Source organism: Streptococcus sp. UBA4344, assembly GCF_002393675.1.
Classification (GTDB): domain Bacteria; phylum Bacillota; class Bacilli; order Lactobacillales; family Streptococcaceae; genus Streptococcus; species Streptococcus vicugnae.
The window spans coordinates 12,987-25,262 of sequence record NZ_DGTE01000009.1; the positions used below are offsets into that span (position 1 = coordinate 12,987).

The 12,276-nt window shown below is 35.9% G+C and carries 13 protein-coding genes; 2 read left to right on the forward strand and 11 right to left on the reverse strand.

Going from position 1 to position 12,276, the window contains the following annotated elements; translation table 11 throughout:
* Positions 1-26: 26 nt before the first annotated feature.
* From murB to B4D49_RS01775, 10 genes are all read right to left on the reverse strand, one after another.
* Positions 27-929, reverse strand: coding sequence for a UDP-N-acetylmuramate dehydrogenase (gene murB, locus B4D49_RS01730; RefSeq protein ID WP_286783011.1), 903 nt, complete (start codon positions 927-929; stop codon positions 27-29).
* Positions 930-1,104: 175 nt separating this feature from the next.
* Positions 1,105-1,584, reverse strand: a complete 480-nt coding sequence (gene folK / locus B4D49_RS01735; RefSeq protein WP_199543791.1) for a 2-amino-4-hydroxy-6-hydroxymethyldihydropteridine diphosphokinase — start codon at positions 1,582-1,584, stop codon at positions 1,105-1,107.
* Complete coding sequence (gene folB / locus B4D49_RS01740) at positions 1,581-1,943, reverse strand: dihydroneopterin aldolase (RefSeq protein WP_199543789.1); 363 nt, start codon at positions 1,941-1,943, stop codon at positions 1,581-1,583. Before folB ends, folK begins: the two co-directional genes overlap by 4 nt.
* 65 nt (positions 1,944-2,008) lie before the next feature.
* Complete coding sequence (gene folP, locus B4D49_RS01745; protein WP_199543787.1) at positions 2,009-2,809, reverse strand: dihydropteroate synthase; 801 nt, start codon at positions 2,807-2,809, stop codon at positions 2,009-2,011.
* Between the two features lie 26 nt (positions 2,810-2,835).
* Positions 2,836-3,399 carry a GTP cyclohydrolase I FolE gene (gene folE, locus B4D49_RS01750; protein ID WP_199543785.1) on the reverse strand — a complete coding sequence of 188 codons (564 nt, stop codon included), beginning with the start codon at positions 3,397-3,399 and terminating at the stop codon, positions 2,836-2,838.
* 36 nt (positions 3,400-3,435) lie between these two features.
* On the reverse strand, positions 3,436-4,689 hold the full coding sequence (locus B4D49_RS01755) for a bifunctional folylpolyglutamate synthase/dihydrofolate synthase (protein WP_286783012.1): 1,254 nt from the start codon (positions 4,687-4,689) through the stop codon (positions 3,436-3,438).
* A 184-nt stretch (positions 4,690-4,873) separates the two neighbouring features.
* A complete protein-coding gene (pabB, locus tag B4D49_RS01760; protein WP_286783013.1) occupies positions 4,874-6,589 on the reverse strand; it encodes an aminodeoxychorismate synthase component I in 1,716 nt (571 codons plus the stop codon).
* A gap of 12 nt (positions 6,590-6,601) precedes the next feature.
* The gene (gene rarD, locus B4D49_RS01765; protein WP_132869315.1) at positions 6,602-7,486 is read right to left on the reverse strand and encodes an EamA family transporter RarD; all 885 of its coding nucleotides are present in this window, start codon (positions 7,484-7,486) and stop codon (positions 6,602-6,604) included.
* Positions 7,473-8,339: a homoserine kinase gene (thrB, locus tag B4D49_RS01770; protein ID WP_132869322.1), complete on the reverse strand. Its 867-nt coding sequence runs from the start codon at positions 8,337-8,339 to the stop codon at positions 7,473-7,475. Before thrB ends, rarD begins: the two co-directional genes overlap by 14 nt.
* Positions 8,340-8,384: 45 nt before the next feature.
* Positions 8,385-9,671 (reverse strand): homoserine dehydrogenase, encoded by a 1,287-nt coding sequence (locus B4D49_RS01775; protein WP_199543777.1) that lies wholly within the window; start codon positions 9,669-9,671, stop codon positions 8,385-8,387.
* A gap of 218 nt (positions 9,672-9,889) precedes the next feature.
* Here B4D49_RS01775 and B4D49_RS01780 point away from each other — a divergent pair, with 218 nt between their 5' ends.
* A complete protein-coding gene (locus tag B4D49_RS01780; RefSeq protein WP_286783014.1) occupies positions 9,890-10,831 on the forward strand; it encodes a polysaccharide deacetylase family protein in 942 nt (313 codons plus the stop codon).
* Between the two features lie 478 nt (positions 10,832-11,309).
* Positions 11,310-11,906 carry a TetR/AcrR family transcriptional regulator gene (locus B4D49_RS01785; RefSeq protein WP_199543775.1) on the forward strand — a complete coding sequence of 199 codons (597 nt, stop codon included), beginning with the start codon at positions 11,310-11,312 and terminating at the stop codon, positions 11,904-11,906.
* Between the two features lie 32 nt (positions 11,907-11,938).
* On the opposite strand, the gene B4D49_RS01790 is transcribed toward B4D49_RS01785, so the two are convergent.
* On the reverse strand, positions 11,939-12,265 hold the full coding sequence (locus tag B4D49_RS01790; RefSeq protein ID WP_199543772.1) for a hypothetical protein: 327 nt from the start codon (positions 12,263-12,265) through the stop codon (positions 11,939-11,941).
* Positions 12,266-12,276 lie beyond the last annotated feature (11 nt).

Genomic DNA, 12,276 nt, shown 5'->3' on the forward strand with positions numbered 1-12,276 from the left:
TCTCATAAAACCTCCATAGAGCTTCTTTAATCTTTTTTCTCGCCGATAATGCGAACTTCACGTTCTAAACGAACGCCTGAATTTTTCTCAACAGTGTCAATAACGTAAGCAATCAAATCTTCATAATTTTGAGCTGTACCGTCAGCGACATTTACCATAAATCCGGCATGTTTCTTACTAACTTCAACGCCACCAATACGATGACCCTTCAAATTAGCTTCTGTAATTAATTGTCCAGCAAAGTGACCTACTGGACGTTTGAACACTGAACCACATGAAGGATATTCAAGAGGTTGTTTTAATTCACGTAAGTGAGTTAAGCGAGCCATTTCTTGCTCAATTAAAACATAATCACCTGGTTTAAGGGCAAATTTCGCTGAAATCACAACATCTCCGCTATCTTGAACAGCTGAATGACGATAACCAAATTTCATATCACGTGCTTCAATTGTCTTAATTTTACCTTCTTTGGTAAGGACTTGTGCTGAAACCAAAACGTGTGAAATTTCACCACCGTAAGCACCAGCATTCATAAAGACAGCACCACCTACGCTACCTGGAATACCACAAGCAAACTCAAAACCTGTTAAGCTATGGTATTTGGCGATACGTGTTGTTTCAACCAAGTTAGCACCAGCTTCTGCTTCAATGACATAGCCATTCACGGTTACAGTGTTTAATTTATCAAACATGATAACAAAACCACGGATACCGCCATCGCGAACAATGATGTTACTAGCATTACCAAGGATCATCCATGGAATATCATTTTTGTTAGCAAATTCAACAATACGAATTAATTCATAACGATTACGTGGAAAAGCGAGATAGTCCGCTGGACCTCCCACTTTAGTGTACGTATATTTTTTTAAAGGTTCATTAACACGAATATCAATCCCTTTTAGTTCATCATTTAAAAATTCTAACATTTTCTTCCAACTCTAAAACTATTAATCAAAATTGTAATAATCGTTTGATTAAAATCAACCAATACTTTTACAAATATTATTAGCTCATTTATGATCAAATGATTTTTATTATCTACTAAAAAATCGGCATAAAGCCGACCTTAATTATAACAAAAAAATCAGCTTTTGACGATATTTAAGACTGAAGTTTTCGCACTTCTTCAAGATTTAATGTTTTTAAATAAGATGTAATAGATTCGCCACAAATCTTAAGAAACGGAGCAATCTCATATAAAGGCATAAGAACAAAAGCGCGCTCTGTCATGTAAGGATGTGGCACCTTAAGATTCTCTGTATTAATAGCCTCGTTACCATACAAAAGAATATCAATATCAATGGTACGCGGTCCCCAATGTTCATGACGAACACGGTCCAAATCTTTTTCAATTTGTTGGCAATCTGACAGCAACTGCTGTGCAGGTAAACTTGTCTCCAATTCACAACAGATATTCAAAAAGTCATCTTGGTCAGTCTTACCCCAAGCATCTGTTTCATAAAAAGATGAAACAATAGTAACTGAGGTTTGAGGAAGCTGATTTAGTCTCTCAAGAGCGGCATCTAGGTATGCTTTTTTATCACCAATATTACTGCCTAAACTCAAATAAACTCTTGTCATGCTCTCTCCCGTTCTAACTCAATTCCGACAGAATCGTAATGACCATTGATCGGTGGATTTTCTTTAGAAATTTTTAGTTGAATAGCTTGAACAAGTGGAAATTGATCAAAAATATCTTGGCAAATAGCACCAGCTAGACGTTCAATCAAAATATATTTGTTTTCTTCTACTTGCTTTTTAATAGCTTCAAAAACTAAACCATAATGAACAGTGTCTTCAAGACAATCAGACTGAGAAGCTTTTTGCAAATCAACAGACAAAGTGCAATCAACAACAAAAATCTGCCCCAAAGTCTGCTCTTCTTTAAAAGCACCATGGTAACCGTAAAAACGGCAACCATTTAAATGAATTTTATCCATATAGTTGTAACAAAGAAGAAAGTCTGAGACATCTTCTCAAACTTACCTTTCTTCTCTTACTCCTTTCAAACGAGTTGACTAATCACTTTAACAATATCGCGATTGACATCCACATTGTGCACGCGGACAATTTGGCATCCCTTAGCAATTGCCCAAGCTGACAAAGCGGCTGTTCCCATATCACGATCCGTTGCAAGAGTTCCACCACCTAGCAGATAATCAACGGTACGTTTACGTGAAATACCAAAAAGAACTGGATACCCAAGCTGACAAACGGCATCTAGACCTTGTAAAAGTTCAATATTTTGTGATTCATTCTTGGCAAAACCAAAACCAGGATCAATCCAAATGTTTTCTCTTGCAACTCCAGCATCTAGTGCTGCCTGAGCACGTTCAGTTAAAAAGTCACAGACTTCTTTTGTGATGTCATTATACTTTTCTTCTTCCTGATTATGCATCAAGATAATTGGAACATTCTTTTCTGCTGCTAGTGCCAACATTTGGCCATCGTAAAGTCCTGCCCAAACATCGTTTAAGATATCAGCACCAGCTTCTAGGGCTGCACGAGCTGTTTCTGTTTTATAAGTATCGATACTGACTAAAACATCAAATTTTTCTTTTAATGCTTTGATAACTGGTACGACACGATTAATCTCTTCTTGGACTTCGACAAATGTATAACCTGGTCGAGTCGATTCACCACCAACATCAATGATTTTGGCACCTTCAGCAATCATTTTTTCAGCTTGAGCAAGAGCTTTTTCAACTGATGTATAAGCCCCACCATCAGAGAATGAATCTGGAGTGACATTTAAAACGCCCATGATACAAGCTTTTCCATCAATATCGTGTTTACCAATTTTCATAACAGTCCCCTTAGCAATCTATCTAACTATTTTCCTAAAATCAAAGATAAAATTTCTTTACGTTCTTCACGATCTTCTTTAAAAATACCTTTAGCAACGGTTGTCACTGTTTTGCTACCTGGTTTTTTAATACCGCGCATTGTCATACACATGTGCTCAGCTTCAATCATCACAAAAATACCTTTTGGATGAAGCGCTTCTTCCAAAGCTGTAGCTACTTGCTCAGTCAAACGTTCTTGCAACTGAGGACGTTTACTAGCCACTTCAACAGCACGCGCTAATTTACTAAGACCAGTTACACGACCATCACTTGGCAAATAAGCAACATGAGCTTTTCCATAAAAAGGAACCAAGTGGTGTTCACACATTGAGTAAAACGGAATATCTTTAACGAGAACAACTTCGTCATGATTTTCGGTAAATACGGCTGTAAATTGGTCTTTTGGATCTTCGTTTAAGCCTGAAAACATCTCTTGATACATTTTTGCAACACGTTTAGGAGTATCTAATAACCCTTCGCGTTTTGGATCTTCTCCTAAAGCTTCTAAAAGTTGGTAAACTGCTGCTTCGAGTTTTTCTTGATTTGCCATTTTCTTTTCCAATCTTTTTATTTTTTCTATTATAGCTTAATTTTGCTGTCTTGACAAAAGTACAGGACGTACTTGAGAAATGAAGTAAAGTGAACCAGTAATAAGATAAAAATCTTCTTGACTGCCAAAGTCAATCTGATCAATCCAATCTTGCCATTTAGCAACTTTATGGTATTGACTTGGGTATTTGTCTAACGGCAATGCATTATGATAAACAAAAGTTGTCACATCTACATCGGCTAACTGACTAAGCAAATCAAGCATTGAATCAATAGGCTTAGTATCAATCGCTGCAAATAAGATGTGCAAATGTTTATCTTTATATTTTTGCATAACATTAACAAGAGCTTGAACACTTTCATTATTATGAGCCCCGTCAATCATGACATTTGGAAAGACTAGTTCTGTACGTCCTACCCAATGCGTTTGAGCTAAAGCAACTTTGATAATTCCCTTAGTCACTTTTGGATATCGATTACGTAACATAAATGCTGCTGTAATTGCAAGACTAGCATTACTAATTTGATGTTTTCCTGGCATGGCTAATTCAACTTGTTCAAGTGTCTCGTGTCCTAGATAATCAAAACCGTTTTCATTTTCTTTTACTAAAAAATCTTTACCAAATTCGTAAAGGGGACTTTGACAAGACTTAGCTTTATCAGCAAAGACTTGACGAACATCTGCACGATTTGTCGCAAAAATAAATGGTACTTTTTCTTTTAAAACTCCAACTTTTTGCGCAGCGATTTCCGCATAAGATTCCCCTAAAACATTCTGATGATCTAAACCAATTGATGGACAAAGAACCGCTAAAGCCTTAAACACATTTGTTGAGTCATAAAGGCCACCCATTCCAGCCTCAATAATCGCAATGTCTACTGGATGCATGTGACCGAAATATTCAAACATTAAGACAGTAATAACTTCAAACTCTGTTGCAGGTTCCAAATTAGTTTCAACGGACAATCGTTCCACAACTGGACGAACACGTTCAACCAATTCAAGAAAATCTTTTTCTGAAATCATTTGCCCATTTAAGCTGATACGTTCACGAAAATCGACAATATAAGGTGACGTAAATGTCCCAACTTCATAGCCAGCTAGTGAAAAAATATGTTGCAAATAGCTAGTAACTGATCCTTTACCATTTGTCCCGACAACATGAACAGCGGCAAGCTTCTCTTGAGGATTACCAAGTTCTTCTAGCATCCAAGCCATTCGCTCTAATCCAGGCTTAATACCAAATTTTAACTTGCCATGAATCCAATCTAAAGCTTCTTGATAATTCATTTGATGAATGTCCTACTATGACCAAAAGTTGTTGACATTAAAAATAAGATTGAGACATTTACCTCTAAATCTTTCAATGATAAGCTTTTAGCGCATATACCTTTCTCTTATAAAAATACAATAACACTTCTATTATAGCACAAGCAAGCTCAATCTAATGATTTTAGACAGAGCTACTTGCTATTTAAATGACAGTAATTTCATAAACACCACGAACACTGTTACAAGCATATAGATGACTGGCTCTTGCTAAATCAGCTTCTGTCAAATAACGCTCAACAACACGTCCTTCTTTTATAAGACGTTGACGACAAATACCATTTAAAATACCAACGTCAACTGGTGGTGTGTACCATTTACCGTCTATTTCTAAAATTAGATTGCCAATACTTGTCTCTTGAAGATAACCATTTTCTGAAATATAAATACTCTCATTTTCACTACTTGGAAGATGAGGACGATAAGACGTCTTAAAATAGGTAAATGGCGTTTCAATCGACTCATTACGCTTAACAAGCCTAGCTTGCAAATATGATTGTGACAGTGCTTGAAGTTTCACAGTTTCAAACTTAAATATTCCCTTACGATTCAGCGACAGTCTCATACGATAATCACAATCATCTAGGTTTTTAAGCTGACTTGACAAGTTGGCATAAAATATCTTTTCTGAAAATGGGTAAGCAAAATACCTTGCCGACTCTTTCAAACGCTTGATATGCTCCTCTAAATAAATGACTTGTTTAGCAGATACTTTTGCAGTAGTAATTAGTTCAAATTTAGGTTGATTACGATATAAAACAGCCGATTTGTCACATGTTTCTTTAAATTCATCTTCCCAATTACTACCCCAAGTAATGCCGCCACCAGCACCATAAATCGCATGGTTACCTTGTTTTTGAATTGTTCGAATGCCAACGTTGAAAATAGCATCATCATTGGGTAGACAAATTCCGATTGCTCCACAGTAAACACCACGAGGATGGGGCTCTAGCTGGTTGATAATCGACATGGTAGCAATTTTCGGAGCGCCTGTGATTGAACCACAAGGAAAAAGAGCAGAAAAAACATCTAAGAGAGTTTTATCGGTCTGTAACTGGCTTTCTATAGTTGAGGTCATTTGCCAAACTGTTGAATATTGCTCAACATCACAAAGTTTGGTAACCTGAACACTACCAATTTCTGAAATACGTCCCATATCATTGCGTAACAAATCAACAATCATCATGTTTTCAGCACGATTTTTACTATCATGTGCTAGCCATTCTTTGTTAGCCAAGTCTTGCTTGTCAGTGTTGCCACGGGCAACTGTTCCTTTCATCGGACGTGTCACTAACTGTTGACCCTTTTTCTTAAAAAATAACTCAGGACTAACAGACAAAATGGCAAAATCATCGTGTTCAATATAACAATTATAAGCTGCTTCTTGTTCAACCACTAAATGATTATATAACTCAAAAGCATCACCCTCTAATTGACTCGTTAATTGCAAAGTATAGTTTACTTGATAGGTATTTCCCTGCCTGATTTCTTCTTTAATCCTTTGAATTGCTTTTTCATAAGTTTCCTTACTTGTTTTTGACTGCCAATGTTTTGGCAAAAAGACGGATTTCTGTGATTGATTGGGAAAAGCTTCTTTTTTGGCAGCCTGATGGACCGTAAAATAAGCAAGATACTCACCAGAAAGAGGCTGCGATTTGAGTGTAAACTTTTCATCAAAGGCTTTTCCAGCCTCATAACTTAGATAACCAACAACATAGTAACCTTGTTTTTGATAATCTTCTACTGCTTTTAAGATTTTCTTAACATCAGCTACTGATTTTGTTGCTAGCTCTGCTAAAGGTTTCTCGAAAATCAAACGCTGACTTAGTTCCTTAAAATCAACAACAGTCTTTTTGTGCATATTAGCTCCAAACTACTTATTTTTTCGCATGACAATTAATTGTCCAAGAACAAAAACAACAATGGCTATCCAGATAAAGACAAAACCTTTGAGCTGTCCTGAAGCTACTGTCTCCTTAAAAATGAGAACTGCAATAATCAATTGAATGGTTGGATTAATGTATTGAATGAACCCAATAATGTTTAACGGTGCCCGTTTAACAGCTTCGGCAAATAACAGCAAAGGAACAGCTGTTACCACGCCAGAAAGTATTAGTAAGATGTTTTCAAAGCACGAGTAATCTAGCATACTTTCTTTACTAAAAGCTAGCAAATAGACCAAAACAAACGGAGCAACTAAACTACTTTCAACCAACATTGCTACATCACTTGAAAGACGAACATTTTTCTTGACCAATCCATATAAGCCAAAAGATAACGCTAGAAGAACTGATATAAGCGGGATTTGACCAGTATCAACAGCTAAAACACCAACACCAATTCCAGCAATGATAATAGCTAAGCTCATCCATGGGCTCAAACGCTCATGTAAGAAAATAAGAGCAAGCAGAATTGAAACAAGAGGCATAATGTAATATCCAAAACTTGCTTGTGTCGCCTGGCCATGAGCTACCGCATAAATATAGGTGAGCCAGTTAATGGCAATCAAAAAGCTAGCTAAAACCATCATAAATAGCTTCTTTTTATCAGATACTAATTCCCGAATTTCAATCTGGTAACGTCTCTGATTACGTGATAGAACCATGTAAACTAGCATGGTAAGCACCGTAAAAATGATACGATAAGAAAAGGTGTTATATGAACTAACACCTGAAAGTAATTTCCAATAAAGAGATAAAAATCCCCACAAAATGTAGGTTACTAAACCAAGTAGAAAACCTAAATTAGTCTTTTTCAACAAATACTCCTTTAGTATCTACATGTAAAGCAACAACTTCACCATTTAAATGAAGTGATTGAATAGCCTTTAAAACATTGCTTTCTTGATTTTTTGGTGCTAACACCATAACAGTTGGTCCGGCTCCTGAAAGATATGTTGCATAAGCTCCAACTTGATGCGCTTTTTCTTTAATCTGAGCAAATTCTTTAACTAATTTTTGACGGAAACGTTCATGGAAAAGATCTGCTTCAATAGCTTTCCCAGCTTTTTCCAAATCACCTGTCAAAAGCGCCGCAATAGCAACATTAGCAATTGAAGAGGCTGCTACTGCTTCTTTGTAAGAAAATTGAACAGGTAAAACATTACGGCTATCGCTTGTTTTTAATTCATAGTTTGGGATAAAAGCAACAAATGATGCTTCTGGGAAAGTAGCCACTGTGCTATTTACTTTTCCGTCAACGTATGATGACACCACTAGATTACCAAAAATAGCTGGCGCTACGTTATCTGGATGCCCTTCAATTTTAGTTGCAAGTGTCAATTTTTCATCATCAGACAGGTTCAAGCCAGCCAATTGATTGGCTAACTCAATTCCTGCAACAATAACAGATGAGGATGATCCCAAACCACGAGCTAAAGGAATATCAGATACCATCTTTATACGATGAGGTTTTAAATCAGATTTCACTTGCAAAGCTGTTGTAATCAAAAGATTTGTACCATCACTTGGAACATCACCTAAATCATGCAAAACTTCCCAATGGTCAGCAGGCTCTAAAACCTCGATAGTCAAGTACTTAGAAACCGCAACACCGACAGAGTCAAAACCTGGTCCAACATTAGCAGAGGTTGCTGGTACTGTAATTTTCATATCACTATTAATGCTCAAACGAGCTTCCTTTCACTTTTTAACTGCTTATTCACCTAATACTTTAAGTGTGTTCAACACTTTGAAATCTTCTTCAGCTTCCAATTTCTCAGTAACGGCAGCCAATTGTGTCTTACTCATTGAATGAGTGATGATAACAACACGAGCGCGAGTTCCGTTTGCTTTTTGTTGAAGCACTTGTTCAAATGAAATATTTTCTGAATTGAAGATTTCAGCCAAACGAAGCAATTGACCTTTTTTATCAGGGGTATTAATCGCAAAGTAATAATGGCTCTTCACATCTGCAGGATTTGCCAATGTTGTTTCACGAACAAATTCGTTAAATGGTTTCCCAACATTACCGTCTTTAATACGACGACAGATACGGATAATATCAGCAGTTACAGACGTTGCTGTTGGTTTTTGACCAGCACCAGGTCCATAATACATTGATTCCCCGATACCAATTGACTCCACAAAGACAGCATTCATAACATCGTTGACACTAGCAAGCGGATGTGCTTTTGGCAAGAAAGTTGGTGAAACTTCTGCTGAGATACCTGATTCAACTTCACGCACATCTCCGACCAATTTGATGACATAGCCAAGTTCTTGAGCGACAGCAACGTCATCTGGTGTGATCGTTGTGATTCCCTTATGCGCGACATCATCAAAATCAATCGTCATTCCAAAACCAAATTGACTTAAAATGACAGCTTTATAGGCAGCATCGATACCTTCGACGTCATTTGTTGGGTCACTTTCAGCATAACCAAGCTCTTGAGCTGTTTTAAGCGCATCTTCGTAAGTCCAACCTTCATCAACCATTTTAGTCATCATAAAGTTAGATGTTCCGTTAAGAACTCCCAAAATACGAGTCACTTTATCTGAAGTAAGTGAGTTAGCAAGAGTACGTAGAATTGGAATACCACCCGCTACAGCAGCTTCATAGTAGAAAGCTACACCCTTGTCTTTTGCAAGAGCAATCAATTCTTTACCATGTGTAGCAATCAAATCTTTGTTTGCAGAAACAACATTTTTACCAGCTTCTAGAGCCTTAGTAATAAAAGTACGAGCTGGTTCAATACGTCCCATCAATTCAATAACAATGTCAATGCTATCATCACTTAAAATCTCATCAACGTTTGTAACAAAATTATAATCATTTCCGGCAGCCAACAAACGATTTTTTTCTTCATCGTCTTTGACAAGAACCTTAGCGATTTCAATGGTGTCGTGAGCTGCTTCAGTAATTTTTGAATGATTTTCTTTCAAAAGGAAAGGAACACCACTAGCAACTGTACCAAAACCGAGCAAAGCAATTTTTATTGACATTTTATTCTCCTTAGTAAGTAATTTTCGAACGGAAAAGTGATTTTTACAACCAGCACTTCCTAAAATAAAAACATTTTCTACATTATACCATAAAATTATTCAGAATTTACAGAAAAATAACGAAGTCTAAAAATCTTTCCCTAATTTAAGGTAAATTCTTTCTTTTGTACTAAAAAAACAGTACAATAGAAACAGATTTTGTTTCAGGGGAGATTTTCATGAAAAAACGACACAAACACGAGAAAAAAAGTAAAAAATCACTCTTACTCGTCAATATTATTCTATTTTTAGCCTGTATCATAGCTGGCGCCATACTCTTTTTCACACTAAAAGAGAGTCATTCGATTCTATCAGCAGAAAAAACTGAACAAATCTCAAAAAAATCAGATCAACAAACGTCAACCACTCCTTCTACCGAGCAAACTTCAGTAAATCAAGCTAATGACAATAATAGCGAAGTTAACTGGGTTCAGCAAGATTCTGACGTTTCTCTTCCAATTCTAATGTATCACGCCATTCACGTCATGGCTCCCGAGGAAGCTTCAAACGCTAACCTTATCGTAGATCCGACAACCTTTGAAAGCCACATCAAGCGAGTTTCTGACGAAGGATACTATTTTTTAACTCCTGAAGAAGCTTATAAAGTTCTAACAGAAAATGTTCTTCCAAACGGAAATCCTAAAATCATTTGGTTAACTTTTGATGACAGTTTATGGGATTTCTATGACAATGCTTACCCCATTTTAAAAAAATATAAAGCCAAAGCAACTAATAACGTTATCACAAGTACTGTCGGAAATTCTGCTAACTTAAGTCTCGACCAGATGCTTGAAATGAAAGGACAAGGGATGTCTTTCCAAAGTCATACTTCAACCCACCCAGACTTATCTGCTAGTGATGACAATACTCAAAAAACAGAAATGTCCGATGCCAAAAGCTACCTTGATAACAACTTATCACAAGATACCATAACAATCGCCTATCCTGCAGGACGTTATTCTGATACCACTCTTCAACTCGCTGGTGAACTCAACTATAAGCTTGGTATTACAACAAATGAAGGAATTGCTGATAAAAATGACGGTTTACTATCATTAGATCGCATTCGAATTTTACCAGAAACAACAGCAGATAGCCTTATGGCAAGTATCAACCAATAAAAAAGAGCCTCAGTAAGGCTCTTTTTAGTCAATTTTTCATTAATGATTTGTTTTTCGAAACATTTTGATTAAACTATAAATGATATAAGCTAAATTTCCTAAAAACAAAGCTGACCACAGATAGACAAAAAGTTTCTGATGGTGCTCAATGTTATAAATAATGGCAACTAAATAAATTACCAGATAAACCAATGACATAACTGGAAATAATTTCTTACTTTGCTGCATAACTTACTCTCCCTTTGACTCGTCATATCATAACACAATTTTAAGACGCTGTCTATATCACCAATGATTTTTCAATAAGTCTTTACATTCTAATTGAAAGAGCTATCCTCAACATTTAATACGTTTACATTTTTAGAAAACGTTTTAGAGTTAAGTTCTTTTCCCAGACTTTAACAAGAGAGTGCTATAATAACCTTAACTAATACTCAGATCCATTTCCCATTTTTGCTCAAAAAGAAAGGATTATATTATGGTATGTGGTAAAGTTAAACAAATTAAAAATACAAAAGACAGATTGTTTTACGCCCTCATCTGCCTGATGAAAGATAAGAAGTTCGAAGAAATCAAAATTAAAGACATTCTCGAAATCTCCCAAGTTTCAAGAAGAACCTTTTATCGTCACTTTGCCAATAAACAAGAACTCTTAAATTACTATTTTGAAAAAGTGATTAATGAGTATTTAAAAGAACGGCAAAACTTCGCCCAATCTGATATTTTTGATGAAATGCTTGCTGGCTCACTAGAATTCTGGTATCGTAAACGCAAAGTCTTATCAATATTAATCAAGCACCAACATTTTGATCTTTTCTTTCAAAAATTTGATAGCCGAACCAGAAAAATATTTGATAGTATTACTTTACCTTGGTTTGCTTATAATGATGATGTCGCAAAAATCAACTATGCAGTTGAATTTATCGCTGGAGGTTATTATAATATTCTCAGAACTTGGCTTAAAAAAGAAAATCCTGAGAAACCTGAAGAAATTACCCAAGATGTTAAACAACTCATTATTAAATTAGCTAAATTCTTTGATCTAAATCCACAAATCGAAAAACAAGAACTCTGATAATTTCAGAGTTCTTATCTTTTTTAGTAATATTAAAACACTTGATGTAGCATGACTAAAATGAAAATCAACACGATCAATGATATGATCTGAATGAATTTGATTTCACTTGCTAAAAGTATGGGATAACTTCTCAGATTAGTCTTTTTACGATACCATTTTGACCAAAAAATCCCTGCCTCTCCAAGGATAAAAGTAAGAAATGGATAAATAAAAAATTTAATCCTACTTTCTTTACCAACCATTAAACCACTATTAAAATGAAGTGCATCTTCTTCTGGTGAAAGTAGAACAAAGGCGATAGTTACTAGAAATATAACACCATATAGCAACCTAACATACAACGAGAATCTCTTCATCTGACTTCTCC

Excerpts from the sequence above, each read along its gene's own strand:
- murB (WP_286783011.1), bottom strand. The coding sequence starts at position 929 with ATGTTAGAATTTTTAAATGATGAACTAAAAGGGATTGATATTCGTGTT.
- folK (WP_199543791.1), bottom strand. The coding sequence starts at position 1,584 with ATGACAAGAGTTTATTTGAGTTTAGGCAGTAATATTGGTGATAAAAAA.
- folB (WP_199543789.1), bottom strand. The coding sequence starts at position 1,943 with ATGGATAAAATTCATTTAAATGGTTGCCGTTTTTACGGTTACCATGGT.
- folP (WP_199543787.1), bottom strand. The coding sequence starts at position 2,809 with ATGAAAATTGGTAAACACGATATTGATGGAAAAGCTTGTATCATGGGC.
- folE (WP_199543785.1), bottom strand. The coding sequence starts at position 3,399 with ATGGCAAATCAAGAAAAACTCGAAGCAGCAGTTTACCAACTTTTAGAA.
- B4D49_RS01755 (WP_286783012.1), bottom strand. The coding sequence starts at position 4,689 with ATGAATTATCAAGAAGCTTTAGATTGGATTCATGGCAAGTTAAAATTT.
- pabB (WP_286783013.1), bottom strand. The coding sequence starts at position 6,589 with ATGCACAAAAAGACTGTTGTTGATTTTAAGGAACTAAGTCAGCGTTTG.
- thrB (WP_132869322.1), bottom strand. The coding sequence starts at position 8,339 with ATGAAAATTACAGTACCAGCAACCTCTGCTAATGTTGGACCAGGTTTT.
- B4D49_RS01775 (WP_199543777.1), bottom strand. The coding sequence starts at position 9,671 with ATGTCAATAAAAATTGCTTTGCTCGGTTTTGGTACAGTTGCTAGTGGT.
- B4D49_RS01780 (WP_286783014.1), top strand. The coding sequence starts at position 9,890 with ATGAAAAAACGACACAAACACGAGAAAAAAAGTAAAAAATCACTCTTA.
- B4D49_RS01785 (WP_199543775.1), top strand. The coding sequence starts at position 11,310 with ATGGTATGTGGTAAAGTTAAACAAATTAAAAATACAAAAGACAGATTG.
- B4D49_RS01790 (WP_199543772.1), bottom strand. The coding sequence starts at position 12,265 with ATGAAGAGATTCTCGTTGTATGTTAGGTTGCTATATGGTGTTATATTT.